Annotated in this window: 25 protein-coding genes and 1 pseudogene; 16 read left to right on the forward strand and 10 right to left on the reverse strand. The window is 75.3% G+C overall.

What is annotated here, in order from left to right; translation table 11 throughout:
• Positions 1-18: 18 nt before the first annotated feature.
• Positions 19-729, reverse strand: a complete 711-nt coding sequence (locus H7K62_RS09500) for an aminoacyl-tRNA hydrolase (RefSeq protein WP_186717699.1) — start codon at positions 727-729, stop codon at positions 19-21.
• Complete coding sequence (gene kynU / locus H7K62_RS23755) at positions 726-2,009, reverse strand: kynureninase (RefSeq protein ID WP_222437330.1); 1,284 nt, start codon at positions 2,007-2,009, stop codon at positions 726-728. Before kynU ends, H7K62_RS09500 begins: the two co-directional genes overlap by 4 nt.
• A 33-nt stretch (positions 2,010-2,042) precedes the next feature.
• On the opposite strand from kynU, the gene pdxT reads away from it, so the two are divergent.
• Entirely contained in the window at positions 2,043-2,702 is a 660-nt protein-coding gene (pdxT, locus tag H7K62_RS09510) for a pyridoxal 5'-phosphate synthase glutaminase subunit PdxT (protein ID WP_370591691.1), read from the forward strand.
• A gap of 71 nt (positions 2,703-2,773) precedes the next feature.
• The gene (locus H7K62_RS09515; protein ID WP_186717700.1) at positions 2,774-3,520 is read left to right on the forward strand and encodes a YebC/PmpR family DNA-binding transcriptional regulator; all 747 of its coding nucleotides are present in this window, start codon (positions 2,774-2,776) and stop codon (positions 3,518-3,520) included.
• Between the two features lie 3 nt (positions 3,521-3,523).
• Here the strand turns inward: H7K62_RS09515 and ruvC are convergent, their stop codons facing one another.
• Positions 3,524-4,162, reverse strand: a complete 639-nt coding sequence (gene ruvC / locus H7K62_RS09520; protein WP_186717701.1) for a crossover junction endodeoxyribonuclease RuvC — start codon at positions 4,160-4,162, stop codon at positions 3,524-3,526.
• Positions 4,163-4,281: 119 nt separating this feature from the next.
• Between ruvC and ruvA the strand changes: the two genes are divergently transcribed.
• From ruvA to H7K62_RS09555, 7 genes and pseudogenes are all read left to right on the forward strand, one after another.
• Entirely contained in the window at positions 4,282-4,932 is a 651-nt protein-coding gene (gene ruvA / locus H7K62_RS09525) for a Holliday junction branch migration protein RuvA (protein WP_186717702.1), read from the forward strand.
• Positions 4,929-6,116, forward strand: a complete 1,188-nt coding sequence (gene ruvB, locus H7K62_RS09530; protein WP_370591714.1) for a Holliday junction branch migration DNA helicase RuvB — start codon at positions 4,929-4,931, stop codon at positions 6,114-6,116. Before ruvA ends, ruvB begins: the two co-directional genes overlap by 4 nt.
• An 11-nt stretch (positions 6,117-6,127) precedes the next feature.
• Complete coding sequence (gene yajC, locus H7K62_RS09535) at positions 6,128-6,481, forward strand: preprotein translocase subunit YajC (RefSeq protein WP_186717704.1); 354 nt, start codon at positions 6,128-6,130, stop codon at positions 6,479-6,481.
• A 66-nt stretch (positions 6,482-6,547) separates the two neighbouring features.
• Complete coding sequence (secD, locus tag H7K62_RS09540) at positions 6,548-8,581, forward strand: protein translocase subunit SecD (protein ID WP_222437331.1); 2,034 nt, start codon at positions 6,548-6,550, stop codon at positions 8,579-8,581.
• A gap of 1 nt (position 8,582) precedes the next feature.
• Complete coding sequence (gene secF / locus H7K62_RS09545; protein WP_186717705.1) at positions 8,583-9,743, forward strand: protein translocase subunit SecF; 1,161 nt, start codon at positions 8,583-8,585, stop codon at positions 9,741-9,743.
• The gene (locus tag H7K62_RS09550) at positions 9,740-10,336 is read left to right on the forward strand and encodes an adenine phosphoribosyltransferase (protein WP_186717706.1); all 597 of its coding nucleotides are present in this window, start codon (positions 9,740-9,742) and stop codon (positions 10,334-10,336) included. Before secF ends, H7K62_RS09550 begins: the two co-directional genes overlap by 4 nt.
• A gap of 386 nt (positions 10,337-10,722) precedes the next feature.
• Positions 10,723-12,744: pseudogene (locus tag H7K62_RS09555) on the forward strand (RelA/SpoT family protein); the annotation flags it as partial.
• On the opposite strand, the gene H7K62_RS24445 reads toward H7K62_RS09555, so the two are convergent.
• The 3 genes from H7K62_RS24445 to H7K62_RS09565 all read right to left on the reverse strand — a co-directional run bounded on the left by H7K62_RS24445 (position 12,691) and on the right by H7K62_RS09565 (position 16,100).
• Positions 12,691-13,416 carry a hypothetical protein gene (locus tag H7K62_RS24445; RefSeq protein ID WP_445499794.1) on the reverse strand — a complete coding sequence of 242 codons (726 nt, stop codon included), beginning with the start codon at positions 13,414-13,416 and terminating at the stop codon, positions 12,691-12,693. The pseudogene H7K62_RS09555 and the gene H7K62_RS24445 overlap by 54 nt on opposite strands.
• 69 nt (positions 13,417-13,485) lie before the next feature.
• Positions 13,486-15,267 carry a DUF349 domain-containing protein gene (locus tag H7K62_RS23760; protein ID WP_370591692.1) on the reverse strand — a complete coding sequence of 594 codons (1,782 nt, stop codon included), beginning with the start codon at positions 15,265-15,267 and terminating at the stop codon, positions 13,486-13,488.
• On the reverse strand, positions 15,264-16,100 hold the full coding sequence (locus tag H7K62_RS09565; protein WP_186717707.1) for a peptidylprolyl isomerase: 837 nt from the start codon (positions 16,098-16,100) through the stop codon (positions 15,264-15,266). Before H7K62_RS09565 ends, H7K62_RS23760 begins: the two co-directional genes overlap by 4 nt.
• A gap of 118 nt (positions 16,101-16,218) precedes the next feature.
• On the opposite strand from H7K62_RS09565, the gene H7K62_RS09570 reads away from it, so the two are divergent.
• Complete coding sequence (locus tag H7K62_RS09570) at positions 16,219-16,953, forward strand: MBL fold metallo-hydrolase (protein ID WP_186717708.1); 735 nt, start codon at positions 16,219-16,221, stop codon at positions 16,951-16,953.
• 32 nt (positions 16,954-16,985) lie between these two features.
• Positions 16,986-18,350 carry a histidine--tRNA ligase gene (gene hisS / locus H7K62_RS09575; RefSeq protein ID WP_186717709.1) on the forward strand — a complete coding sequence of 455 codons (1,365 nt, stop codon included), beginning with the start codon at positions 16,986-16,988 and terminating at the stop codon, positions 18,348-18,350.
• Here the strand turns inward: hisS and H7K62_RS09580 are convergent.
• Positions 18,347-19,000: an endonuclease gene (locus tag H7K62_RS09580; RefSeq protein WP_186717710.1), complete on the reverse strand. Its 654-nt coding sequence runs from the start codon at positions 18,998-19,000 to the stop codon at positions 18,347-18,349. The two genes, hisS and H7K62_RS09580, sit on opposite strands and share 4 nt — an antisense overlap.
• The gene (locus H7K62_RS09585; RefSeq protein ID WP_186717711.1) at positions 18,997-19,206 is read right to left on the reverse strand and encodes an antitoxin; all 210 of its coding nucleotides are present in this window, start codon (positions 19,204-19,206) and stop codon (positions 18,997-18,999) included. Before H7K62_RS09585 ends, H7K62_RS09580 begins: the two co-directional genes overlap by 4 nt.
• An 89-nt stretch (positions 19,207-19,295) precedes the next feature.
• Here H7K62_RS09585 and H7K62_RS09590 point away from each other — a divergent pair, with 89 nt between their 5' ends.
• Positions 19,296-19,706, forward strand: coding sequence for a hypothetical protein (locus tag H7K62_RS09590; protein ID WP_186717712.1), 411 nt, complete (start codon positions 19,296-19,298; stop codon positions 19,704-19,706).
• Here the strand turns inward: H7K62_RS09590 and H7K62_RS09595 are convergent.
• Positions 19,693-20,115, reverse strand: a complete 423-nt coding sequence (locus tag H7K62_RS09595; protein WP_186717968.1) for a YkvA family protein — start codon at positions 20,113-20,115, stop codon at positions 19,693-19,695. The genes H7K62_RS09590 and H7K62_RS09595 overlap by 14 nt on opposite strands.
• A gap of 86 nt (positions 20,116-20,201) precedes the next feature.
• Between H7K62_RS09595 and H7K62_RS09600 the strand changes: the two genes are divergently transcribed.
• From H7K62_RS09600 to H7K62_RS09610, 3 genes are all read left to right on the forward strand, one after another.
• Complete coding sequence (locus tag H7K62_RS09600) at positions 20,202-21,437, forward strand: chloride channel protein (RefSeq protein ID WP_186717713.1); 1,236 nt, start codon at positions 20,202-20,204, stop codon at positions 21,435-21,437.
• A gap of 176 nt (positions 21,438-21,613) precedes the next feature.
• The gene (locus H7K62_RS09605) at positions 21,614-23,383 is read left to right on the forward strand and encodes an ABC transporter ATP-binding protein (protein WP_186717714.1); all 1,770 of its coding nucleotides are present in this window, start codon (positions 21,614-21,616) and stop codon (positions 23,381-23,383) included.
• Between the two features lie 50 nt (positions 23,384-23,433).
• On the forward strand, positions 23,434-25,380 hold the full coding sequence (locus H7K62_RS09610) for an ABC transporter ATP-binding protein (RefSeq protein ID WP_186717970.1): 1,947 nt from the start codon (positions 23,434-23,436) through the stop codon (positions 25,378-25,380).
• An 89-nt stretch (positions 25,381-25,469) separates the two neighbouring features.
• On the opposite strand, the gene H7K62_RS09615 is transcribed toward H7K62_RS09610, so the two are convergent.
• Positions 25,470-25,856 (reverse strand): VOC family protein, encoded by a 387-nt coding sequence (locus tag H7K62_RS09615; protein ID WP_370591716.1) that lies wholly within the window; start codon positions 25,854-25,856, stop codon positions 25,470-25,472.
• A 75-nt stretch (positions 25,857-25,931) separates the two neighbouring features.
• Between H7K62_RS09615 and H7K62_RS22350 the strand changes: the two genes are divergently transcribed.
• Complete coding sequence (locus H7K62_RS22350) at positions 25,932-26,060, forward strand: hypothetical protein (RefSeq protein WP_255479952.1); 129 nt, start codon at positions 25,932-25,934, stop codon at positions 26,058-26,060.
• Positions 26,061-26,096 lie beyond the last annotated feature (36 nt).

The following is a 26,096-nucleotide window of genomic DNA, read 5'->3' on the forward strand; positions in this document are numbered from 1 at the left end:
GCCCTGCGGCCGGGCCCCTCACTCGAAGCCGGCGCTCACGGTGACGGTGCCGGGGGCCACCTCGGTGTAGCCGGCGTCGCGGACGTCCACCCGCCGCGACGCCGGCAGCACCGGCGCCCCCTGGACGACGACGACGGCGAGGCCCGTGGCCACGTCGGGCTCGGCGCCGGCCAGCCACGCGGCGACGGCGGCGCGGTCGAGGCGCTCCAGCGCGAGCTGCGCCGCGTGACCGACCTGCGCGACGGCCTTGCCGGTGCTCATGGCCACGCCCGGCGCCAGCCGGACGGTGAGCACCGGCTGCCTCGGCGGGCGGGTGGCCGACTGCCCATGATCACGGAGAGGGGGGTCGGGGTCGGTGAGCTCCAGGCCGCCGACCTGCAGGTCGCGCAGCACCGTCGGGGCGTCGTCGCGCGGGTGCGGAGCGAACGCCCTGACCTGGGCGGACCCCGAGCGCGCCTCGACGTGGGGCAGGTCGGCCGTGCGCTCCCACCGCGAGCCGCGCGCGCGACGACCGATCTTGCGGATCCGCTGGCCGCGCCACCGGGCCACGGCGTCGTGGAAGGCGCCTTCGGGGTCGGTGGTGCGCTCGTCGACCAGCAGGGCGACGACGGCGCGGGCCGCGGAGACCAGCACGTCGGTGTGCGCCGGAGGCGCGTCCCGCTCGACCCTGACGACCAGCGAGAGCGCCCACGGCTCCTCCTCCGGCGGCAGCCAGGTGGGCTCGCTCACGTGACCGTCGGCCGCTCGGCGCGCTCGGCGGCCTCGTGCTCACCGCCGTCGAGCACGGCCCGCAGGGCGACGACGGCGGCCAGCACGTCGGCGTGGGAGAGGTACAGCGGCGCGACGCCCCACCGCACGACGTCGGGCGCGCGGAAGTCCCCCTCCACGCCGCGGGCATGCAGCGCCCGGGTCAGCCCCCACGCCTGCGGGTGGCGCAGCGCGAGGGCGCTGCCGCGGCGGCCGGGCTCGCGCGGGGTGACGACCTCCACCTCGGGCACCAGCGCGTCGAGGGCCTCCAGGGCGAAGCCGGTCAGCGACAGCGACCTCGCGCGCACCGCGACGACGTCGACGTCGTCGTAGGCGGTCAGGGCCGCCTCCAGCGCCAGCAGGCTGATCATCTGCGGCGTGCCCGTCCTGGCCACCGCGATGTCGGGAGCCGGGGTGTACTCGCCGGTCATGGCGAAGGGCTGCGCGGCGGAGTTCCAGCCGGGCACGGGGTTGGCGAAGCCCGCCTGCAGGCGGTGGGGCACGTAGACCCATGCCGGGGCGCCCGGGCCGCCGTTGAGGAACTTGTAGCTGCAGCCGACCGCGTAGTCGACGTCGTGCGCGTCGAGGTCGGCGGGGACCACGCCGGCGGAGTGGCACAGGTCCCACAGCACCGGCGCGCCGGCGTCGTGGGCGGCGCGGGTCAGGCCCGGCAGGTCCCACAGCTCACCGGTGCGGTAGTCGACCTGGCTGAGGGCCACCAGGGCGACCTCGTCGCCGCGGGCCGCGAGCACGGCCGGCACCTCCGGCGGCGCGGCGAGCACCACCTCCAGCCCCGCCAGGCGGGCGTCGGAGGCCAGCACGAACAGGTCGGTGGGGAAGGAGCCGGGGTCGGCGACGACGACGCGGCGGACCGGCTGGCCGGTGCCGGTGCTGCGCCGCCTGGCCTCGGAGGCCGCCGCCAGGTGCACCTTGTGCAGCTGGACGCTGGTGCAGTCGCCCACGACCACCTGGCCCGGCGCGGCGCCCAGCAGCGCGCCGATGCGGTCGCCGACGCGCTGCGGGGCGGCCCACCAGCCCTCGGTGTTCCACCCGCCCACGCGCGAGCGGCCCCACTGGCGCTGCACGGCGTCGGCGACGGCCGGCGCCACCGCGCGCGGCAGGGCGCCCAGGCTGTTCCCGACGAGGTAGACCGAGCCGTCGTCCGGGAGGTCGAAGCGCTCGCGCAGGTCGCCCAGGGCGTCAGCGGCCTCGAGCCGCGCCGCGCGCTGCGCCAGGACGGTCGTGTCAGCAGCAGCGGTCACCACCCCATCCTGCCGGGCTGGGAGGATGGGGTGGTGAGCACGGTTCCCCTGGCCCCGGCTGAGCCGACCTCCACCACCCCCGGCGACGGACCGCTCGTGGGGGTGCTCGCCCTGCAGGGCGACGTCCGCGAGCACGCCCGGGCGCTGGAGGCCGTCGGCGCGCGGGCCGTCCCGGTGCGCCGGCCGAGCGAGCTGCGCGCGGTGGACGCGCTCGTGCTGCCCGGCGGGGAGTCGACCACCATCGACAAGCTCGCCCGCCGCTTCGAGCTGCACGACCTGCTGCGCGAGCGGATCGCCGACGGCATGCCGGCCTACGGCTCGTGCGCCGGGCTGATCATGCTGGCCGACCGCCTCGTGGACGCCATCCCCGGCCAGCAGACCTTCGGCGGGCTGGACGTGCTGGTCCGCCGCAACGCCTTCGGCCGGCAGGTGGAGTCGTTCGAGGAGGACCTCGACGTCGAGGGCGTCGAGGGCGGTCCGGTCCGCGCGGCCTTCATCCGCGCGCCGTGGGTCGAGCAGGTCGGAGACGGCGTGGAGGTGCTCGCGCGCACCCGCACGGCGGCCGCGGCCGACCGCGTGGTGGCCGTGAGGTCGGGCGCCCTGCTCGCCACGTCCTTCCACCCGGAGATCACGGGCGACCACCGCGTCCACGCGCTGTTCGTCCGGATGATCGAGGCCGCCGCTCGGCGGTGAGCGGTGCCGCCCGCCCTCGGTAACATGGGCTGCTGACCTGATCTGACCAGCGAGCCCCGAGGAGGTGTGCGATGTCGGGCCACTCCAAGTGGGCGACCACCAAGCACCAGAAGGCCGTCAAGGACGCCAAGCGCAGCTCGGCCTTCGCCAAGCTCATCAAGAACATCGAGGTCGCGGCCCGCACGGGCGGTGGCGACCCCGCCGGCAACCCGACGCTCTACGACGCCATCCAGAAGGCGAAGAAGAACTCGGTGCCCAACGACAACATCGACAGGGCGGTCAAGCGCGGCTCCGGCCAGGAGACCGGCGGCGCCGACTACCAGACGATCATGTACGAGGGCTACGCCGCCCACGGCGTGGCCGTGCTCGTCGAGTGCCTCACCGACAACCGCAACCGCGCGGCCTCCGACGTCCGCGTGGCCTTCACGCGCAACGGCGGCACCATGGCGGACCCGGGCAGCGTGGCGTACCTCTTCACGCGCAAGGGCGTCGTCGAGGTCCCCGCGGCCGGGCACGACGAGGACGACGTCCTGGGCGCCGTCCTCGACGCGGGCGCCGAGGAGGTCAACCGCGTCGGTGACTCCTTCGAGGTGCTCTCGGAGGCGACCGACCTGGTGGCCGTGCGCACCGCGCTGCAGGAGGCCGGCATCGAGTACGACTCCGCCGAGGCGCAGTTCGTCCCGTCGATGCAGGTCCCGCTCGACGGCGAGCAGGCGCGCTCGGTGCTCAAGCTCATCGACGCCCTCGACGACCTCGACGACGTGCAGAACGTCTACGCGAACCTCGACGTCCCGGACGGGGTCCTCGAGGACGCCTGAGCCTCACCGCGTCTTCGCGGGGAGCTTCCACTCCTTGGGCTGGGCCCGTGCCGCTGCGGCGGCACGGGCCCACGCCGTCTGCGCCGCCGTGGGGGCGCCGGCGCTGCCGGCGACGGAGGCGAGCGGGTCGTGGTGGTACGCGGTGTCCTGGCCCGCGGCCAGGGCCGTCGGGCCGCCGCGCCACAGGTGGCAGATCGCCAGCGCCAGCCCGTCGGCGGCGTCCGCCGGCCGCGGGGCCTCCGCCAGGGCGAGGATCTTGGTGATCATCAGGGTGACCTGCGCCTTGTCCGCGCGCCCGTTGCCGGTGACGGCGGCCTTGACCTCGCTGGGAGTGTGGGTCGCCACCGGGAGGCCGTGCTGGGCCGCGAGCATCATGGCGATGCCGCTGGCCTGCGCCGTGCCCATGATCGTCGAGACGTCGTTGCGGGCGAAGACCCGCTCCACGGCCACCGCGTCCGGGAGGCACTCCCGCAGGACGGTGGTGAGCCCGTCCGCCACCTGCAGCAGGCGCTGCGCCAGCGGGAGCTCCGGCTCGGTGCGGACCACTCCGACGGCCACGAGCTTCGCGCGGCGGCCCGGCAGGCCGTCCACCACGCCCCACCCGCAGCGGGTGAGGCCCGGGTCGACCCCCATGACGCGCACAGGGCCACCCTCGCACGTCGCACGCCCGTTCGGGTGACGCCCCGTCACGTGGCGTCACGCCGTCGCCGCGGCCCGCGGGGTGTCGGTGCCCCGTGCGAGGCTTCCCGGGTGATGAGGTCATGATCGCTTCGGTCCGCGGCACCGTGCTCTCCCTGCGGCTCGACGGCGTCGTCGTGGAGGTGGGGGGCGTCGGCATGCTCGTCCACACCACCCCCCGCGCCCTCGCCGACCTGCGCCGCGGCTCCGAGGCGCTGCTGCACACGAGCCTGGTGGTGCGCGAGGACTCCCTGACCCTGTTCGGGTTCGCCGAGGCCGACGAGCGCGAGGTCTTCGAGGTGCTGCAGTCCGTCACGGGCGTCGGTCCCCGCCTGGCGCTGGCCGTGCTGGCGGTCCACTCGCCCGAGGAGCTGCGCGTCGCCGTCGCCTCCCAGGACCTCGTGGCCCTCAAGCGCGTGCCGGGCATCGGCCAGAAGGGCGCCCAGCGCATGGTGCTCGACCTGGCGGACCGGATCGGCGCCCCCAGCGGTGAGGTCCCGGCGCCGCGGGCCGGCCGCGCCGCTCCGGTCGCCGCCCCGGCGGCCGCGAAGCCCGCTCCCTCCCCGGTGGTGGAGGCGCTGGTCGGCTTCGGGTTCTCCGCGAAGCAGGCGGAAGACGCCGTGGCCGCGGTGACCGCTGACGACGCGGAGGGCGCCGCGGAGGGTGACGGCGGGTCCTCCGCCGAGCTCGCGACCACGCTGCGCGCCGCGCTGCGCCACCTCGGGCGGCACTGATGGCGGACCGCTCGCGCGAGCTCTCGGGGCAGCCGGGAGGGCCGGAGGAGGACGACGGCGCGCTGGGGGTCCGCCTCGTCGAGCCGGGAGCGGACGACACCGAGCGCGCGGCCGAGAGCGCGCTGCGCCCCAAGCGCCTGCGCGACTTCGTCGGCCAGCAGGTGGTGCGCGCCCAGCTGTCGATCGTGCTGGAGTCGGCCCGCGCCCGCGGCCGCGCCCCCGACCACGTGCTGCTCTCGGGGCCCCCGGGCCTCGGGAAGACCACGCTGTCGATGATCATCGCGGCCGAGCTGGGCACCAACCTGCGCATCACCTCCGGTCCGGCCATCCAGCACGCGGGAGACCTGGCCGCGGTGCTCACGTCCCTGGAGGAGGGCGACGTGCTCTTCGTGGACGAGGTGCACCGCGTGGCGCGCCCCGCTGAGGAGCTGCTCTACGTGGCCATGGAGGACTTCCGGGTGGACGTGGTGGTCGGCAAGGGGCCGGGCGCCACCGCCATCCCGCTGGACCTGCCGCCGTTCACCCTGGTCGGGGCCACCACGCGCGCCGGGCTCCTGCCCGCGCCGCTGCGCGACAGGTTCGGCTTCACCGCCCACCTCGACTTCTACTCGCCCGCGGAGCTGCAGCAGGTGCTGCACCGGTCCGCCGCCCTGCTCGGGGTGGCGCTGACCAGCGAGGGCGCCGCCGAGGTCGCGCGCCGCTCCCGGGGCACGCCCCGCATCGCCAACCGCCTGCTGCGCCGCGTGCGCGACTGGTCGCTCGTGCGCGGCAGCGGGGCCACCGGGGGCGGGGCCGTGGTGGACGAGGCGTCGGCGCGCGCCGCGCTGGAGGTCTACGAGGTCGACCCGCTCGGCCTGGACCGGATCGACAGGGCCGTGCTGCGCGCCCTGTGCCGCACCTTCGGCGGCGGCCCGGTCGGGCTCTCGACGCTCGCGGTGTCCGTGGGGGAGGAGGCCGAGACCGTCGAGACCGTCGTGGAGCCGTTCCTCGTGCGGGAGGGCATGATCGGCCGCACCCCGAGGGGCCGGGTGGCCACCGACGCCGCGTGGCGCCACCTCGGCCTGGAGCCGCCGCTGCAGCGCCCTGGCGGGCTGCCCGGGCAGCTGGAGCTGGGGGAGCCCGGCGGGGGCCGCTCCCCGGAGCACCTTCCGCGAACCCCGGATGCTCCCGGCGACGGCAGGTAGGGTCGCTGCCGATGGACGCCTTGATCCTGCTGCTCCCGATCGCCCTGCTGCTCTTCCTCATCCTGCGAGGACGCAAGCAGCAGCGGTCGGTCTCCGACCTGCAGGCCTCCCTGGCCGTCGGCCAGCGCGTCATGACGGCCTCCGGCCTCTACGGCACGGTCGTCGACGTCACGGACACCACCGTCGACCTCGAGCCGTCCCCGGGCGTGCGCCTGACCTGGGCCCGCGCCGCGGTCGCCCGCGTCGTCGACGAGCCCAGCACCACCTCGCCCACCGAGCCGGAGGCCCTGCCGCCGGTCTCCGGTGGCACCGCCCCCGGCGCCGCGGGCACCGCTGACGAGGCGCCGGAGCGCCACGACCGCTGATCCCGCGCCGCACCCGCGCCGCTCACCGCCGACCCCCGGGCCGGCCTCCGTCCGGAAGAGACCCCGTTGGCACGCTCCCGATCCTCAACGTCCCGCGCCCGGCGCTCCCTGCTCTGGCTGACCGCGGTCGTCGCCGTCCTCGTCGCCGGTCTCGGGTCGGCGGTCCGCTTCAGCGACGCCGGCTGGACGCCCAAGCTGGCCCTGGACCTGGCCGGCGGCACGCAGATCATCCTGACGCCGCAGCTGCGGGGCGGTGAGACCGCCAACCAGATCACGCCGCAGACCATCGCCGACGCGATCACCATCATCCGCCAGCGCGTGGACTCCTCCGGCCTCACCGAGGCGGAGATCACCAGCTCCGGCGGCAACAACATCGTGGTCAGCCTCCCCGGTGACCCGGCCTCGCAGTCGGGCGCCGTCGCGCTGGTCTCGCAGTCCGCGCAGATGCGCTTCCGGCCGGTCCTCTACGTGGCCTCGGCCGCCCCCGCGGCGGCGGCCACCCCGACCGCCGGCGCCACGCCCACCGCCGGTGCCACCCCGACTGACGGCGCCACCCCCGCCGCGACCGGCGAGGCCCCCGCGGCCAGCCAGAGCGCCACCGGCGGCGCGGCGCCGTCCGAGAGCCAGCAGGGCAGCCGCCTGCCGGGAGCGCTGCTGTCGGGGGCCACTCCGTCCGCCGCGGCCTCCGGAGCGGCGTCCAGCGCGGCGGCGAGCCCCGCGGCGTCCAGCACCGCGGCGACGCCCGCCCCGAGCCCGACCAGCCCCAGCGACCTCAGCCAGGTCACCCCGGAGCTGCTCGCGAAGTTCCAGGCGCTCGACTGCAGCAACCCGGTGCAGGTCGGCACGCAGCTGGACGACGTCGTCACCGGGCCCATCGTCACCTGCGACAGCACCGGCGCCGAGAAGTACATCCTCGGTCCGGTCGAGGTCGAGGGCACCGACATCAGCGACGCCACCGCCGGGCTGCGCACCACCAGCACCGGCGCCACCACCAACGAGTGGGTGGTCAACCTCAGCTTCGACAGCCGCGGTCGCGACGAGTTCGCCACGACCAGCACCCGGCTGTTCGGCCTGCAGGCCCCGCAGAACCGCTTCGCCATCGTCCTCGACGGCACGGTGGTCTCGGCGCCGACCATCCAGAGCCCCATCACGGACGGCAACGCCCAGATCAGCGGCTCCTTCACGCAGGACTCCGCCACCACGCTGGCGAACCAGCTGAAGTTCGGCGCCCTGCCGATCTCCTTCACCACCCAGAGCGTGGACCGCATCTCCGCCGTCCTGGGCACCGAGCAGCTGGAGCGAGGTCTCCTGGCGGGTGCCATCGGCCTGCTGCTGGTGGTCCTGTACTCCCTGGCGCAGTACCGGGCCCTCGGCCTGGTGACCGTCGCCAGCCTGGTGCTCGCCGGAGGCATCTCCTACCTGCTGACGGTGCTGCTGGGCTGGTACCAGGGCTACCGCCTCAGCCTGGCCGGCGTCGCCGGCTTCATCGTCTCCATCGGCATCACCGCCGACTCGTTCATCGTGTTCTTCGAACGCGTCCGGGACGAGGTCCGCGAGGGCCGGTCCCTGACGTCGGCCGTGGAGACGGGCTGGGCCCGTGCCCGTCGGACGATCATCATCTCCGACGTCGTGAACTTCATGGCGGCCGCCGTGCTGTACTTCCTCGCCGTCGGCGGGGTGAAGGGCTTCGCCTTCATCCTCGGTCTGACCACGGTCATCGACCTGCTGGTGGTGGCGCTCTTCACGCACCCCGTGCTGGTGCTGCTGGCCCGGCGGAGGTTCTTCGCCTCGGGCCACCGGCTCTCCGGCTTCGACGGCGAGCGCCTCGGCCGCGCGCCCGCCTACGCCGGTCGCGGACGCGTGCGCACCCCCGTCGAGCAGGCCCCCCGCGCGGCGAGGTCGCGCTCGAGGGACGGCGAGGGCGCGTCCTCCGGCAGCGGCTTCGACACCCCCGACGACGGCGCCGAGCGCCGCGAGCCGGTGACCACCGGCTCGGGGGGCCGCACCACCATCGCCCAGCGCCGCGCCGCGGAGGCAGCGCGCCAGCGCGGTGCCGACGGGGACGACGGCGCCTCCGGCACGACCACCGAGGAGCGCTGACATGCCGTCCTTCTCCCAGTTCGGCAACGACCTCTACGCCGGCAGGCGCGGACTCGACGTCATGCGCACCCGCCGCGTCTGGTACGCCGTGGCGGCGGTCATGGTGGGCCTGTCGGTGGTGCTGCTGCTCACCAAGGGCCTCAACGCGGGCATCGAGTTCCGGGGCGGGTCGGAGTTCCGCGTCTCCGGCGTGAGCACCACCGCCCAGGACCCGGCGGAGGCCGCCGTCCGCTCCGTCGTGCCCGACGGTCAGCCCCCGCTCATCTCCACCGTCGGCGACAACGCCATCCGCGTGCAGACCGAGCAGCTGAGCCAGCAGCAGACCGACGCCGTCGCCAGCGCGCTGGCGAAGGGCTACTCCGTGCCGGCCGGCAACGTCACCGACTCCTTCGTCGGTCCCAGCTGGGGCGCCGACGTCACCAGCAACGCGCTGACGGGCCTGGGCATCTTCGTCCTGCTGGCGGCGGTGGTGCTGGCGCTGTACTTCCGCACCTGGAAGATGTCGGTGGCGGCGCTGGTGGCCCTCGTCCACGACGTGGTGATCACCGCCGGGGTCTACTCGCTGTCGGGCTTCGAGGTCACGCCCGCCACGGTCATCGGCTTCCTGACCATCCTCGGCTACTCCCTCTACGACACCGTGGTGGTCTTCGACAAGATCCGCGAGAACACCGAGCACGTGCTCTCCAGCGGCTCCAAGACCTTCGCCGAGGCGTCCAACCTGGCGGTCAACCAGACGCTGGTCCGCTCCATCAACACCTCGGTGGTCGCCCTGCTCCCCGTCGCGTCGATCCTCTTCATCGGCGCGCTGCTGCTGGGTGCGGGCACCCTGCGCGACATCTCGCTGGCCCTGTTCGTCGGCATCATCGCCGGCACGTACTCGTCGGTCTTCCTCGCGCCGCCGCTGTACGTGCAGATGCGCGAGCGCGAGCCCGACATCGCCCGCCAGCGCGAGAAGGTGCTCGCCCGCCGCGGCGGCACCGCCGTCCCCACCACGGGCTCCACGTCGGCCGTGTCCGCCGGTTCCGGAGGCGACCGCGGTGACGGCACCTCCACCGGGACCGCGACGGCCGTGCTCGAGCGCCCCTCGACGCGCCGCACGCCGCGCAGCCCCTCCGGGGGCCAGCGAAGCCAGCCGCGCCGCCCGGGGGGGCGCCGTCGATGAGCAGCGGCACGTCGCACCGCGCCACCCACCGCGCGACCACCACCGACGACGACGCCGCCGGCCTGCTGGCCCTGCTGCGCGCCGTGCCCGACCACCCGGCGCCGGGCATCACCTTCTGGGACATCACGCCGCTGCTGGGTGACGCCGACGCCCTGGCGAGGGCCACCGGGGCGCTGGCCGAGGCCGCACGGGCCATGCCCGGCGGAGGGGTCGACCTGGTGGCCGGGGTCGAGGCGCGCGGCTTCGTGCTCGGCGCCCCGCTGGCCCTCGCGCTGGGCGCGGGCTTCGTGCCGCTGCGCAAGGCCGGCAAGCTGCCGTGGCGCACCGTCCGCCAGGACTACTCCCTGGAGTACGGCGAGGCGTCCATCGAGGCCCACGAGGACGCCGTCCCCGCCGGAGCGCGCGTGCTCGTCATCGACGACGTCCTCGCCACCGGAGGCACCGCGTCCGCGGCGTGCTCGCTGGTGCGGCGCCTCGGCGGCGAGCTGGCGGGGGCGCTGTTCCTGCTGGAGCTGACCGACCTCGACGGCCGCGCCGCCCTGGCCGGCGCGCTGGGCGGCGCCCCCGTCGGCGCCGTCCTGCAGACCCCCTGACGCCCTGACGCGCTGACCCCCGGGCGGGCGGTGACGACGGGAGTGGTCAGGGGCCCGGGAGCGTGGACCGACCAGCCGTAGACTCGGCGCACCCAGCGGGCCCGGGAGGTGTGGTGGACCAGACAGCGCAGTCGTCGTCGTCCGTGACCGGAGGCGGTGCAGTCAGCGCTCCCGGTGCGCCCGTGCCCGCTCCGGCTCCGGCGCCCGCGCCGGACCCCGCTCCCAGCGAGACGGAGGCCGCGCCCCCGGGCAACGGCATCCGCCGCCGCCTCGCCCGCCTGGGCACCCGCGCGCCCACCACGCCCGCGGCGCTGGAGCCGCTGCTCAAGGCGGTCAGGGCCAACCACCCCCGCGCCGACACGGCTGTGCTCGAGCGCGCCTACGCCGTGGCTGAGAAGGCCCACCGCGGCCAGCGCCGCAAGAGCGGCGACCCGTACATCACCCACCCGGTGGCCGTCGCCACCATCCTCGCCGAGCTGGGCATGACGCCGCCCACGCTGGCCGCGGCGCTCCTGCACGACACCGTGGAGGACACCGGGTACGCCCTGGCGGAGCTGCGCCGGGAGTTCGGCGACGAGGTCGCCGACATGGTCGACGGCGTCACCAAGCTCGACAAGGTCACCTACGGTGACGCCGCCCAGGCCGAGACCGTGCGCAAGATGGTCGTGGCGATGGCCAAGGACATCCGCGTGCTGGTCATCAAGCTGGCCGACCGCCTCCACAACGCCCGCACCTGGAAGTTCGTGCCAGCGGCCTCGGCGGAGAAGAAGGCCCGCGAGACCCTCGAGATCTACGCGCCGCTGGCCCACCGGCTGGGCATGAACACCATCAAGTGGGAGCTGGAGGACCTCTCCTTCGCCACGCTCTACCCGCGCATGCACGAGGAGGTGGTGCGCCTCGTCGCCGAGCGCACCCCCGCGCGCGAGGAGTACCTCGCCACCGTGCGCGAGCAGGTGAGCGCCGACCTGCGCGCCGCCAAGATCCGCGCCACCGTCTCCGGACGCCCCAAGCACTACTACTCCGTGTACCAGAAGATGATCGTGAGGGGCCACGACTTCACGGACATCTACGACCTGGTCGGCCTGCGCGTCCTGGTCGACACGGTGCGTGACTGCTACGCCGTCCTCGGTGCGCTGCACGCGCGCTGGAACCCGGTGCCCGGCCGGTTCAAGGACTACATCGCCATGCCCAAGTTCAACATGTACCAGTCGCTGCACACGACGGTCGTGGGGCCCGAGGGCAAGGCCGTCGAGATCCAGATCCGCACCCACGACATGCACCGCCGCGCCGAGTACGGCGTGGCCGCGCACTGGAAGTACAAGGACGCCGCCGTCCGCGGGGTGGGCCCGACCGGCAAGGGCAACCTCGAGGACATGTCCTGGCTGCGCCAGCTGGTGGACTGGCAGTCCGAGACGGCGGACCCGGGGGAGTTCCTCGACAGCCTGCGCTTCGAGATCAACGCGCAGGAGGTCTTCGTCTTCACGCCCAAGGGCGAGGTCATCGGCCTGCCCGCGGGGTCCACGCCCGTCGACTTCGCCTACGCGGTCCACACCGAGGTCGGCCACCGCACGATGGGCGCGCGCGTCAACGGCCGGCTCGTGCCGCTGGAGAGCCAGCTCGACAACGGCGACGTGGTGGAGATCTTCACCTCCCGCGTCGAGGGCGCTGGGCCGAGCCGCGACTGGCTGACCTTCGTCAAGAGCCCGCGGGCCCGCAACAAGATCCGCGCGTGGTTCTCCAAGGAGCGCCGCGAGGAGGCCGTCGAGCAGGGCAAGGACGCCATCGCCAAGGCGATGCGCAAGCAGCACCTGCCCATCCAGCGCCTCATGAGCCACGAGGCCCTCGTGGGCCTGGCCAACGAGATGCGCTACGCCGACGTCTCCGCGCTGTACGCCGCGGTCGGCGAGGGCCACGTCTCGGCGCAGTCGGTGGTGGAGAAGCTCGTCACCGCCCTCGGCGGGGAGGAGGGCGCCACCGAGGACCTCGCCGAGGCCACACTGCCCTCACCGGCGGTCCGGCGCCCCCGCACCGGTGACCCGGGCGTGGTGGTCAAGGGCGTCGAGGACGTCTGGGTCAAGCTCGCCCGCTGCTGCACGCCCGTCCCCGGGGACCCGATCGTCGGCTTCGTCACCCGCGGCGCCGGCGTCTCGGTGCACCGCGAGGACTGCGGCAACGTGGTCGGCCTGCGCGCCGAGCCCGACCGCATCGTCGACGTGGAGTGGGACGTCAGCTCCGCCAGCGTCTTCCTCGTGCAGATCCAGGTGGAGGCGCTCGACAGGTCCCGCCTGCTCTCCGACGTGACGCGGGTGCTGTCCGACAGCCACGTGAACATCCTCTCGGCGCAGGTCACGACGTCACGCGACCGCGTGGCCCTGTCGCGCTTCACCTTCGAGATGGCCGACGCCGGCCACCTCGGCCACGTCATCAACGCGGTGCGCCGCGTGGACGGCGTCTTCGACGCCTACCGCGTCACCGGCAGCCGCCAGGCCTGAGAGCACCTGCTCGGGCGACCTGCGCGCGCCGGGCAGGCGGCGCAGCTGGCGCCGGCCCGCGCGCTGGCCGGGCCGGCGGCGGACGGCGAGCAGGTCGAGCGCGAGGGCCGGGTCGGCGCCGGCCTCCACCGCCGCCCGCAGCAGGGGAGCGGCCTCCCGTGCGGGGTGCCACACGGCGATGTCCGTGGCGGTCCGCTCCAGCGTGGTGACCGGCACGCCGCACACCACCTCGACGTGGTGCTCGGGCAGCAGCACCGTGCGGCTGCGACGCCACGCGGGGTCGCGGCGCGAGCCGCCCGACCGGCCGTGGCGGACGATGACGTCGACGACGCCGAGCCGCTGCAGGCACCCGCGCAGCCACAGCGCTGCTGCCCCACCGACGACGACGCCGTCGTCCAGCCGCTGCGCCAGGAACGCCGCGCGCTCGGCCGGGACGGCGTGGACGTCCGCCGGCAGCACACCGTCAGCGGCGCACACGAGGACCCCCTCGGCCACCAGCGCGGCCACGTCGCGGGGATCCAGCCCGCCGACCCCGCCGACCCCGCCGGAGGGCGCCTCGAGCAACCAGGACAGGGCGGGGGAGACCACCCCCACAGCCTGCCCGGACGGCGCGAGCTCCCGCTCGCGCCGTCCACAGGCACGCCGTGCGTCAGCCGGTCAGCCCGACGCCTCCTCGGCGGTGCGGCGAGCCGCGTCCAGCCAGAGGCGACGCGCCTCGAGCGCGGCCTTCGCCTGCGCCTCGGCGCGCGCGTCGCCCTTGGCCTGGGCCGCAGCGAGGTCGGCCTCGAGACCCGCGACCGCGCGCTCCAGCTGCTCCACGGCGCTGTCGGCGCGGGCCTTCACCTCGGGGTTGGTGCGCTTCCACGTGGCGCGCTCGGCGTCGCTGACCGCCTGCTCCACCGCCCGCAGGCGCTTCTCCACGCGCTGCAGGTCGGCGCGCGGCACCTTGCCGGCGGCGTCCCACCGCTCCTGGATGCCGCGCAGCGCGCGGCGGGCGGAGCGGTGGTCGGTGACGGGGAGCAGCTTCTCGGCCTCGACCAGCAGCTCCTCCTTCACCACGAGGTTGCCGCGGAAGGACTCGTCCTCGGCCTCGTTGGCGGAGGTCCGCGCGGCGAAGAACGCGTCCTGGGCCGCGCGGAAGCGGGCCCACAGCGCGTCGTCGTCCTTGCGCGAGCCCCGCGGCGCCGCCTTCCAGCGGTCCATGAGCTGGCGGTAGGCGGTGGAGGTCGGACCCCACGCGGTGGAGGTGGACAGCTCCTCCGCCTCGGTGACGATGCGCTCCTTGGTGCCCTTGGCCTCGGAGTTGCGGTCCTCGAGGGCCGAGAAGTACGCCCGGCGGGCCCGGTCGAAGCTGGTGCGGGCGGCGCTGAACCGCTTCCAGAGGTCGTCCTCGGACTTCTTGTCCAGGCGCTGCGCGCGCTGGGCGTCCTTCCAGGACTCCAGCAGCTCCCGCAGGCGGTCACCGCTGGGACGCCACTGCATGCGCTCGGGGTCGGTGGCCGCGATGTGCTCGGCCTCCTCCACGATCGCCGTGCGCGTGGACAGGCCGGCCTCCCGGGCGGCGGCGCGGGCGGCGTCGGCCTCCTCACGACGGGCGGCGGCCACGGCCTCGAGGTCGCGGGTGCGCTGGGCCAGGCCCTCGACGTCTCCGACGGCCTGGACCTCGGCGAGCGAGCCGCGCAGCGAGCGCAGCTGCCCCACCACCTCACCGGGAGCGACCTCGGCGGACATGAGCCGCTGCTCGGCGATGTCCACCTGGGCCACGAGCGCGTCGAACTCGCGGCCGTAGTGCGCGAGCGCCTCCGCCTCCGTGGCGTCGACGACCGTGCCGACCTGGCGCTCGCCCTCGGCCGTGCGGAGCCAGACCACGCCCTGGTCGTCCATGCGCCCCCACGGGGTGGGGTCGGACGGCGGGCGCACGGCGGGACGCGTGGTGGGCGCGTGCGGACGCGGAGCCCGGCGCGGCTTGGGCGCCGGGCGCGGACGCCCGCCGGGGCCGGCCCCCGCGCCGGGCTTCGGGGCCGCGGGGGTCGCGGCGGCGTCGGCGGGGGCACCGCCCTCGGCAGGCTGCTCGCCGCCGTCGGCGGGCTGCTCGCCACCCTCGGCAGGCTGCTCCGCGGCAGCGGCCGGAACGGCCTCCGCGGGGGCGTCCGCCTCCGGCTCAGCAGCGGCGGGCTCGGTGGCTGCGGGCTCGGTGGCCGCCGCCTGCTCGCTGGCGGGCTCGGTGGCTGCGGCCTGCTCGGTGGCGTCCACCGCAGCCGGCTCGACACCCTCCTGCGCGGCCTGCTCGGCGCTCTCCGCGCTGTCCTGGGCCGCGGCCTCGTGCAGGGCCTCGGCGACCTCGGCCACCTCGGTCCGTCCGGAGGTGCTGGTGGGCTCGGTCACGGCGTCTCCGGGCTCCTCGCCGACGGCGGGGGTGGGGGTCGTCTGGTCGCTCACTGGACGGTCACCTGCTCGATGCTGATCGGGGTGGTCGGGGTGCCATCACCGGCACCTCCACTGACGCCGGCCTCGGCCACGCGCTCCACGACGTCCAGGCCGCTGGTGATGCGGCCGAACACCGTGTAGCCGCCCGCCGAGTCCGACGGGATGGTCGAGTCCTTGTACACGAGGAAGAACTGGCTGCCCTGGCTGTCGCCGTTGCCGCCCTGGCGGGCCATCGCGATGGTGCCCGCCGGGTACACGTTGTCAGACGGCGCGTTCTCGACGGGACCGAAGGAGTACCCGGGGCCCCCGGTGCCCGTGCCGGTGGGGTCGCCGCACTGCAGCACGTAGATGCCCGCCGTCACCAGGCGGTGGCACGGGGTGCCGTTGAAGAACCCCTTCTCGGCGAGCGAGACGAAGGAGGCCACGGCCTTCGGGGCCTGCGCCCCCTCCAGCTGGATGCCGATCGGGCCGCACGACGTGGTGATGGTGCCGGTCCAGGCGCGGGCCTGCGCGACCGACGCGTCGGGAGCGGTGCCGCTGGCGACCGGCGTGGCCGCCGGGGTGGACGTCGGCGCCGGGCAGGCGTTCGCGGGCAGCGAGGCGGACGAGGACGCCGACGCCGCGCTGGTGGCGCCGTCCCCGGCGGCCTGCTGCGTCGAGCTGCCGGTGAGCTGCGTGAACGCGAGCACCGCGATGGCACCCACCACGACCACCACGACCGCCGCGGCGATCGCCGTGTTCCGGCGGCGCCGTCGCTCGGCGGCCTTGGCCGCCTGGCGGCGCTGCCACGCCTCGTGGCGCCGTCGCTCGTAGTCGCGCTCGCGCTCGCTCTTGCTGGGTGTCACGCCGCCCCCACCTCCTGCGGCCTCGTCGTGAGCCGGGTCGTCTGCGATCCCGCTGGACGAACGGGCCCGGGGGAGTCTACGGCGCGGCCCTGTCGCCGGGGCTGGCTAGGCTCCCCGCGTGCTGGCCTCCGCGATCCCGGACACCGTCCTGGGCACCAACTGCTGGGTGCTCGCGACCGGTCCGGGCACCGAGTGCGTGGTCGTCGACCCCGGCTTCGACGTGCTCGACGGGCTGCGCGAGGAGCTGGCCGCGCACCGGCTGCGCCCTGCCGCCGTCGTCCTGACCCACGGCCACGCCGACCACGTCTGGTCGGTGACGCCGGTCTGCCGCTCGGGCGCCAGCAGCACCGGCGGCGTCCCCGCGCTGCTGCACGGCGACGACCGCTACCGCCTCACCGACCCCCTGGCCAGCCTCTCGGCGCCGCTGCGGGCGATGCTCGAGCAGCAGTTCGGCCCGTCCGCGCGCTGGGAGGAGCCGGACGACGTCCGCGACCTCGTGCCCGACCAGGTGCTGGAGGTGGCGGGGCTGTCCCTGCGGGTCCAGCACGCGCCCGGGCACACCGAGGGCTCCGCCGTCCTGAGCCTCGACGGGGTGCCCGACGTGCTGTCCGGAGCGCTCGCCGGCACCGAGCGGGTGGTGGCGACGACGACGTCGACGCTGCTGGCCGGCGACGTCCTCTTCGCCGGGAGCATCGGGCGCTGCGACCTGCCCGGCGGCGACCCGGCCGCCATGGAGCGCACGCTGCGCGACGTGGTGGTGCCCATGCCCGACGACCGGCTCGTGCTGCCCGGGCACGGACCCGTGACCACCATCGGCCGCGAGCGCGCGACCAACCCGTTCCTGCCCCGCTGACTCCTCGACACCCCCTGAGACTGGAGACCCCCGTGGCCCGCCCCACCCCGCTGTCCGGCTTCCCCGAGCTGCTGCCCCAGGCCCGCCTGGTCGAGCAGCACGTGCTCGACGTGCTGCGCGAGGTGTTCGAGCTGCACGGCTTCTCCAGCATCGAGACGCGCGCGGTGGAGCCGCTGTCGGTGCTGCTGCGCAAGGGCGAGATCGACAAGGAGGTCTACGGCGTGCGCCGGCTCGCTGACGGCACAGCGGACGGCGGGGGGAGCGGGGACGACCTCGCGCTCCACTTCGACCTCACCGTGCCGTTCGCGCGGTACGTCACCGAGAACGCCGGCCACCTGCAGTTCCCCTTCCGCCGCTACCAGGTGCAGAAGGTGTGGCGCGGGGAGCGCCCGCAGGAGGGCCGCTACCGCGAGTTCACGCAGGCCGACATCGACGTGGTGGACCGCGGCACCCTGGCGGTGCACCACGACGCCGACATGGCCCGCGTCATGGGCGAGGCCCTGGCGCGCCTGCCGCTGCCCGGCGTGACCCTCCAGGTCAACAACCGGCGCCTGGTGGAGGGCTTCTACCGGGGGCTCGGACTCGAGGGCGACGTGCTGACGGGCTCCATCGGGGCGACGATGCGCGCGGTCGACAAGCTCGACAAGGTGGGCGTCCGCGGCGTCGCGGACCTCCTCGCGCAGGCCGGTCTCACGCAGGCCCAGGCCGACGGCGCGCTCGCCCTCGCGCAGGTCCGCGCCGGCGCCGGGGACCTCGTGGAGCGCGTGCGCGGTCTCGGCGTCGCCCACGAGCTGCTGGAGCAGGGCCTGGAGGAGCTGCTGGCGGTGCTCACCGCCGTCGACGACCTCCCCGCAGACCGCGTGGCCGTGGTGGCCGACCTGTCCGTGGCCCGCGGCCTGGACTACTACACCGGCACCGTCTACGAGACGCGGATGCGCGGGTGGGAGTCGCTCGGCTCGATCTGCTCGGGCGGGCGCTACGACGCCCTCGCCGACGACGGCCGCGACGTCTACCCCGGCGTCGGCATCAGCCTCGGCGTGACCCGGGCGATCATCCCGCTGCTCGGCAAGGGCGCCGTGCGCGCGAGCCGCCCGACGCCGACGGCCGTCGTCGTCGCCGTGTCCGACGAGGCGCACCGCCGGGACGCGGACCGGGTGGCGCAGCAGCTGCGGGCGCGCGGCGTGGCCACCGAGGTGTCGCCGACGGCGGCGAAGTTCGGCAAGCAGATCCGCTACGCCGACCGCCGGGGGGTGCCGTTCGTGTGGTTCGCGCAGGAGGACGGCGGCCACGAGGTGAAGGACATCCGCTCCGGCGAGCAGGTCCCCGCCGACCCGGCGTCCTGGCTGCCGCCGGCGGGCGACCTGCGCCCGACGGTGGTCTCGGGAGACCCGGCCTAGCGGCCGGAAGCGCGGAGCTCGTCGGCGTCGTCGGCGATCGAGCAGCGGACGAGGGCGGCGCCGAGCACCGACAGGTCGTCGGTCCCGGCGAGCTCGGCCAGGCCGCCCGCAGTGGTGGGGAGGCCGAGGGCCTTCGCGGTGGCGCTGACCCGGTCGTCGGCGAAGGGGCGCAGCGAGGGCCAGACGGCCTGCGCCTCGCGGCAGAACACGTCGGCGCCCACCGGCCCGATGCCGGAGAACCGCTGCACGGCCTCGTGCACGCGGGCGCGCTCACCGTCGCAGTCGTCGCGCAGGCGGCGCAGGTCGCCGTGGTGCTCCTCCAGCAGGAGGTCGGCGAGCTGGCCCAGCTGGTGGGCGGTCTGGCGCTTGCGCAGGTAGCGGGCGTCGGCCAGGGCCTGCCACCGGCCGTCATCGCCGGCGTCGCGCAGGTGCTCCGCGGTCGTCAGGCCCGCGGAGCGCAGGCCCCGGGCGGCCCGCACGCCGAGCTCGGCGGAGACGCCGGAGCTCATCAGGCTGGACAGGACCAGCAGCTGCAGCAGCGGGGCGGGGGTGTCGCGCAGGGCGATGCCCGCCTCGTCGGCGTAGGTGCGGCCGTGGCGCGCGAGGAGGGCCCGCAGGACCTCGTCCCGCGGGCCCTCCTGCTGCGTCACCGGCGGGGCTCGCCGCCAGCCGCGTCGCCCTGGCCGTCGAGGAAGGCGTTCGCCTTCTCCTGGCCGACGTCGACCTTGTCGGCGTACTTGCCGCCGGTGCGGGCGTCGATCGCGTCGCCGCCCTTCTCCACCAGCTGGTCCGCCTGGTCGGGGTGCTTGCCGGCGAGGTCCTTGGCCTTGTCCGCGAGGCCCTTGAAGTCCACCACGGTCTCCTCCTCATCTCTCGGTCCGTCGTGCGAGACCGACGCTACGACCGCCTCGTCGATCTCGCCTCCCGTGCGGCAGGCTGGCGCGGGTGGCGGACCTCCTCGTGGTGAGCGGCCCGCCGGGGGCCGGGAAGTCCACGGCCGCCGGTGCGCTGGCGGCGGGCGGGTGCCCCGTGGTCTACGACGGCGTGGTGGGGCCGTGGTTCCTGCCGGCCTTCGCGGACGCGGCCTCCCGCCAGGGACTGCGGGTGCCGGGCGAGCTGCACGTCGTCGTCCTGCTGCCTGACCTCGCGCGCACGTCCCGGCAGGTGGCGGCCCGCACGGGGCACGGCTTCACCGACCAGGCCGCCACGGCGCGGATGCACGCGGACTTCGAGGCCGCAGCTGCCGACCTGCCTCCGCGGCACGTGCTGCGCGACCCGCCCGGGACGCCCGAGGAGGTCGCGGCCCTGGTGGGTCGGCGCTGGCGGTCCGGGGAGCTGCTGCTCAGCCAGCGGTGAGGCCGCAGAGCGAGCGGATGGCGGCGAGGCCGTCGGGGGTCCCCGGCCAGTGCCGCTCCAGGGCCTGCGGCCCCGCGCGGCGCACCACCGAGCGCAGCACCAGGACGACGACGAGGACGTCGTCCGCCCAGCCGATGACCGGCAGCACGTCGGGCACCAGGTCGACGGGGGAGGCCAGGTAGGCCACCAGCAGCCACAGGCGCACCCGGACCCCACGGGGCAGGGTGCGGTCGGCGGCGAGGCGGCGGACCAGGCGGAGGAGGTCGGGCAGGAGCCGCAGCGCGTCGCGCCACGAGGTCCGCCCCCGCGAGACCCGCCAGAGGACGGCGAGGAGCAGCAGCCAGCAGAGCACCAGCGCGACGACCAGCCCGCCCGCCACCGCGAGCGCCGTCCCCCAGGCACCGCTCAGGTCCACGCCGCTGACCGTACCCACCGCCTGCCGGAGGGTGGCCGACGCCCATGATCACGGTGGTGGGGGTGTGGGAGGGTGGCCGCGTGCCGCTTCCGCTGAGGTGGGCCGCCGCCGTGGTGGCCACCGGCGTGGTCGCCGGCTTGGCCGGGGCGGCGCTCATGGGGGTGCTGCGGCTCGTGCAGCAGCTGGCGTACGGCTCCCTCGCGGGCGGCTTCGGCGCGGCCGTGGAGGCCGCGGACCCCGCGCGCCGGGTGGTGGCCATGGCCGCGGGCGGTCTGCTGGTGGGCCTGGGCTGGTGGGCGCTGCGGCGGCGGGCCGCTCCGGTGCGCCAGGCCGAGGACGTCGTCCGCGGCGCTCCCGGGCAGCGGATGCGGCTGCGCAGCACCTCCCTCGACGCGCTGCTGCAGGTGGTCGCGGTGGGCGCGGGCGCGTCGCTGGGGCGCGAAGGGGCGCCGCGGCAGGTCGGCGCCGCCGCCGGCGGGTGGCTGGCCGCCCGCTGCGGCCTCGACGGACGGGCCCAGCGCCTGCTCCTGGCGTGCGGCGCCGGAGCCGGCCTGGCCGCCGTCTACGACGTGCCGCTCGGGGGAGCGCTGTTCACCCTGGAGGTGCTGCTCGCGACGGTGGCTCCGGCTGCCGCGCTGGCCGCCGTCGCCACGTCCGTCATCGCCACCGTGGTGGCCTGGCCGTTCCTGGGGCAGCAGCAGGTCTTCACGGTCGCGGGCCCGGCCTCTCCGAGCGCGTCCCTGGTGGTGGCGGCCGTCGCCGTCGGGCCGCTCGCCGCGGGGACGGGCCTGGCGTTCCGGGCCCTCGCGGGCCGGGCGAGGGCGCTGGCGCCGTCCGGGTGGCGGCTGCCCGTGGCCACGACGGTGGCGTTCACGGCTGTCGGGCTCCTCGCCGTGCCGCTGCCGCAGGTGCTGGGGAACGGGCACGCCCCGGCCGAGCTGGTCTTCGTCGGGCGGCTGGGGCTGGGCACCGCCGCGGTGCTGCTGCTCGCGCGGCCGCTCGCCACCGCCCTGTGCCTGGGATCGGGGGCGCGCGGCGGCCTGCTGACGCCGGCCGTCGCGCTGGGGGCGCTGCTCGGCCTGCTGGGTGCCGCGGCGTGGGCGCAGCTGTGGCCGGGGGCCCCCGCGTCGGCGCTGGCAGTGGCCGGTGCGGCGGCGGTGCTGGCCGTCACGCAGCGCGCGCCCCTGACCGCGACCGTGCTGCTGCTGGAGTTCACCGGCAGCGCGTCGGCGCTGCTCGTGCCCGTGCTCGCCGCGGTGACGACGGCGACGGCGACGGCCGGGCTGGTGGGCTCCCGCTCGCGCCGGACCCCGTGACCACCCGGGCAGCGCGGCGCGTCCTCCCGCGTGCGGGGGACCACGACCACGGGGGAGGGGATCGCCCACAGCGGAACGCCCTGGCGGCTGTCAGCCCCGCGTCCTAGCCTCGTTCGCCGGGGCAACCGGCTGTCCGGGGGTCGGTGCGCGCCCCGTCGTCGTGGAGGTGGGCCGCCGTGCTCCTTCGGCTCCTGAGGCGCTACCTGCGTCCGTACTGGTCCCTGCTGGCGGGAGTCGTCGTCTTCCAGACCCTGCAGACGCTCGCGTCGCTGTACCTGCCGACCCTCAACGCCGACATCATCGACAACGGCGTCGTCACCGGTGACACGCACTACGTGCTGGTCACGGGCCTGTGGATGCTCCTGGTGACGCTCGGGCAGGTGGCGGCCACCGTCGTCGCCGTCTGGTTCGGCGCCCGCACGGCCATGGGGTTCGGGCGCGACGTCCGCGCCGCCGTCTTCGGCCACGTCGCAGCGCTGAGCGAGCGCGAGGTCGGGCGCTTCGGCGCCGCCAGCCTCATCACCCGCACCACCAACGACGTCCAGCAGGTGCAGATGCTCGTGCTCATGGGCGCGACGCTGCTCGTCACCAGCCCCATCACCGCCGTCGGCGGCGTGGCGCTCGCGCTGCACCAGGACGTCGGGATGGCGTGGGTGCTCGTCGTGGCCGTGCCGGTGCTGCTGGGGGCGGTCGGCGCGATCGTCGTGAGGATGGTGCCGCAGTTCCGGCTCATGCAGGTCCGCCTCGACGGGGTGAACCGGGTGCTGCGCGAGCAGCTCACGGGCGTGCGCGTGGTGCGCGCGTTCGTGCGCGAGCCGGTGGAGGAGGCCCGCTTCGCCGCCGCCAGCACCGACCTCACCACCACCGCGCTGCGGGCCGGGCGGCTCATGGCGCTGATGTTCCCCACGGTGATGCTGGTCATGAACGCCTCCACGGTGGCCGTCGTGTGGCTCGGCGCCTACCGGATCGCCGACGGCGACCTCCAGATCGGCCAGCTGACGGCGTTCATCTCCTACCTCGTGCAGATCCTCATGGCCGTGATGATGACGACGATGCTGGCGTTCCTCCTGCCGCGCGCCGCCGTCTCCGCCGACCGCATCGGGGAGGTCCTCGACGCCTCACCGTCCGTGGTGCCGCCCGCCACCTCCGAGGCGGTGCACGAGGCCGACCTCGACCCCGCGCTGCGCGGCACCGTCGAGCTGCGCGGCGCCACGTTCGCCTACCCCGGCGCCGAGGCCCCGGTGCTGCACGACATCAGCTTCACCGCCGCCCCGGGGACGACGACGGCGGTGGTCGGGTCCACCGGAGGCGGCAAGACCACGCTGGTCAACCTGCTGCCCCGCCTCTTCGACGCCACCGGCGGCCAGGTGCTGGTCGACGGCGTGGACGTGCGCCGGCTCGACCCGGACGTGCTGTGGGACCGGATCGGCCTGGTGCCGCAGCGCGCCCTGCTCTTCGCCGGGACCATCGCCTCCAACCTCAGGTTCGGCAGGCCCGAGGCCACCGACGCCGAGCTGTGGCAGGCCCTGGAGATCGCCCAGGCCGCCGACTTCGTGCGGGCCATGCCCGGGCAGCTGGACGAGCCCGTCACGCAGGGCGGCACGAGCGTGTCCGGGGGCCAGCGCCAGCGGCTCGCCATCGCCCGCGCCCTGGTCAAGCGCCCGGCGGTCTACGTCTTCGACGACGCGTTCAGCGCCCTCGACACCGCCACCGACGCCCGGCTGCGCGCCGCGCTGGACACCGCCGAGGGGGCGCGCGACGCCACCCGGGTGGTGGTGGCCCAGCGGGTGGCCACGGTGGTCTCCGCCGACCAGATCCTCGTGCTCGAGCACGGGAGGGTGGTGGCGCGTGGCACGCACGCGCAGCTGCTGGAGACCTCGCCGGAGTACCAGGAGATCGTCACCAGCCAGCTGTCCGCGGCCGAGGCGACGGAGGTCCGGGCGTGAGCGGCACCCAGCCGGCGAGCAGGCCCATCCCCGCACCGCGCCGCGGGCCGATGGGCGGCGGCGGGATGATGGGCATGGCGGTGCCCGCGGAGAAGTCGAAGGACTTCTGGCCCGCCGCGAAGCGCCTCCTGGGCCGGCTGCGCCCCGAGCGGGCGTGGATCGCGCTCGTCGTCGTCGTCGGGGCCACCTCGGTGGCCCTCGCGGTGGCCGGCCCGAAGATGCTCGGGAAGGCGACCGACCTCGTGGTGGCCGGCGCTGTCGGCGCGCAGTTCCCCGCGGGCGCCACCCGCGACGCCGTGCTCGCCCGGCTGGCCGGTTCGGGGCAGGGCTCGCAGGCGGACTTCCTGCGCACCGTCGACTTCACGCCCGGCCAGGGCGTCGACTTCGGGGCGCTCGGCGCGCTGCTGACCCTCGTGCTCGGGCTGTACGCGGGCTCCAGCCTGCTCGGGTGGCTGCAGGGGTACGTGCTGGCCGGCGTCACCCAGCGCACCGTCTACCGGCTCCGCGAAGACGTCGAGCGCAAGATCAACGCGCTGCCGCTGTCGCACCTCGACCGCACGCCCCGCGGCGAGCTGCTGAGCCGCGTCACCAACGACATCGACAACATCTCCCAGACCGTCCAGCAGACCCTCAGCCAGCTGGTGACGTCGCTGCTGACGGTGGTCGGCGTGGTCGTGATGATGGTGTGGATCTCCCCGGTGCTGGCGCTGGTGGCGCTGGTGACGATCCCGCTGACGATCGTCGTGACAGGGGCGATCGCTCGGCGGTCGCAGGGGCTGTTCGTGGCCCAGTGGAAGACCACCGGCGAGCTCAACGCGCAGGTCGAGGAGGCCTACACCGGCCACGCGCTGGTCAAGGTGTTCGGGCGGCGCCGGGAGGTGGCGGAGCGCTTCGCGGTCACCAACGGCGAGCTGCACGACGCCGCCTTCGGCGCCCAGTTCGTCTCCGGGCTGATCATGCCGGCGTTGACGTTCGTGGGGAACCTCGTCTACGTGGGCATCGCCGTCGTCGGTGGGCTCATGGTGGCCGGCGGGTCGCTGGGGATCGGCAGCGTGCAGGCCTTCGTGCAGTACTCCCGCCAGTTCACCCAGCCGCTGGCGCAGCTCGGGTCCATGGCCAACCTCCTGCAGTCCGGCGTGGCCAGCGCCGAGCGCGTCTTCGAGCTGCTCGACGCCGAGGAGCAGTCACCCGACGGCGCGGGGTCGGCAGCGGCCGGCGCCGCGGTCCCCGACGGGCCCGGACGGCTGGAGTTCGAGCACGTCTCCTTCAGCTACGACCCCTCCAAGCCCCTCATCGAGGACCTGTCCCTGGTCGCCGAGCCCGGCCACACCGTCGCCATCGTCGGCCCCACCGGCGCGGGCAAGACGACGCTGGTCAACCTCGTCATGCGGTTCTACGAGGTGGACGGCGGGCGGATCCTGCTGGACGGCGTGGACGTCCGCGACCTGCCCCGGGCCGCGCTGCGCGCCGCCACCGGCATGGTGCTGCAGGACACGTGGCTGTTCGGCGGCTCCATCCGCGACAACATCCGCTACGGCCGCCCCGACGCCACCGAGGCCGAGGTCGAGCAGGCCGCTCGCGACGCGCTCGCGGACCGCTTCGTGAGGTCCCTGCCGGACGGGTACGACACCGTCATCGACGACGAGGCCTCCAACCTCTCCGCGGGGGAGCGGCAGCTGCTGACCATCGCGCGGGCGTTCCTGCGGCGGCCCAAGCTGCTGATCCTCGACGAGGCCACCAGCTCGGTGGACACCCGCACCGAGCTGCTCGTGCAGCGGGCCATGGCGGAGCTGCGGCGCGACAGGACGGCCTTCGTCATCGCCCATCGCCTGTCGACCATCCGCGACGCCGACCTCATCCTCGTCATGGAGTCCGGCCGGCTGGTGGAGCAGGGCACGCACGCGGAGCTGCTCGCTGCGGGTGGTGCGTACGCGCGCCTCTACGAGGCGCAGTTCGCCGCCCCCACCGACGAGGTCGCCGCGCCCGCCGCTCGCTGAGCGCCCCATCGGGCGAGTTCCCGCCCCATCGAGGCATCGGAAGGGGCGTGGAGTCGCGCGAAGGGGCGCTTCCTCGCACCGGAGGGGGCTCAGAAGGCGTCGCCGGTGCGCCAGGGCATCTGCTGGAGCACGAGGGAGTTGCCGTCGGGGTCCTGCACACCGGCGTAGAGCACCCCACCGCCCGCGTCGGTGACCTCACCGACGTCCACGCCCCGGCCGAGCAGCTCCGCGCGGGCGGCCTGGATGTCCGCGACCACGAGGTGCAGGCCGCGTGCCGAACCGGGAGCGCCCTCGTAGACCGGCAGCCCGGTGCCGAAGCCGATCGAGCAGCCCGATCCCGGCGGCGTCACCTGCACCACGCGGATCCCCGGGGCGGGCGTGACGTCGACGTCGACGGTGAAGCCGAGGCGGCCGGCGTAGAAGGCCTTCGCGGCGTCGACGTCGGAGACGGACAGCGGCACCAGCTCGAGCTTCATGTCCACAGCGCGCAGCCTGGCACGCGGGTCCCGTGCTGTCGGCGGGTGCCGACCGGGGATGTGGCGCGGAGCTGCATGATCGTCGCGGTCGTCGTCGCGGTCGCGGTCGCGGTCGCGGTCGCGGTCACGGTCACGGTCACGGTCACGGTCACGGTCACGGACACCGGGAGAGGTCGGGCCGTCGTCGTCCCCAGGGGTCTCTGAGAGCGCTCACAGCGGTCGGGCCGTAGCGTGCGGAGC

The organism is Quadrisphaera sp. RL12-1S (genome assembly GCF_014270065.1).
Lineage (GTDB): Bacteria > Actinomycetota > Actinomycetes > Actinomycetales > Quadrisphaeraceae > Quadrisphaera.

What these genes read in the sequence shown, in the direction of transcription:
- H7K62_RS09515 (WP_186717700.1), top strand. Translation starts at nt 2,774, where the DNA reads ATGTCGGGCCACTCCAAGTGGGCGACCACCAAGCACCAGAAGGCCGTC.
- ruvA (WP_186717702.1), top strand. Translation starts at nt 4,282, where the DNA reads ATGATCGCTTCGGTCCGCGGCACCGTGCTCTCCCTGCGGCTCGACGGC.
- yajC (WP_186717704.1), top strand. Translation starts at nt 6,128, where the DNA reads ATGGACGCCTTGATCCTGCTGCTCCCGATCGCCCTGCTGCTCTTCCTC.
- secF (WP_186717705.1), top strand. Translation starts at nt 8,583, where the DNA reads ATGCCGTCCTTCTCCCAGTTCGGCAACGACCTCTACGCCGGCAGGCGC.
- H7K62_RS09550 (WP_186717706.1), top strand. Translation starts at nt 9,740, where the DNA reads ATGAGCAGCGGCACGTCGCACCGCGCCACCCACCGCGCGACCACCACC.
- H7K62_RS09610 (WP_186717970.1), top strand. Translation starts at nt 23,434, where the DNA reads ATGGGCGGCGGCGGGATGATGGGCATGGCGGTGCCCGCGGAGAAGTCG.
- H7K62_RS09615 (WP_370591716.1), bottom strand. Translation starts at nt 25,856, where the DNA reads ATGAAGCTCGAGCTGGTGCCGCTGTCCGTCTCCGACGTCGACGCCGCG.
- H7K62_RS22350 (WP_255479952.1), top strand. Translation starts at nt 25,932, where the DNA reads ATGATCGTCGCGGTCGTCGTCGCGGTCGCGGTCGCGGTCGCGGTCGCG.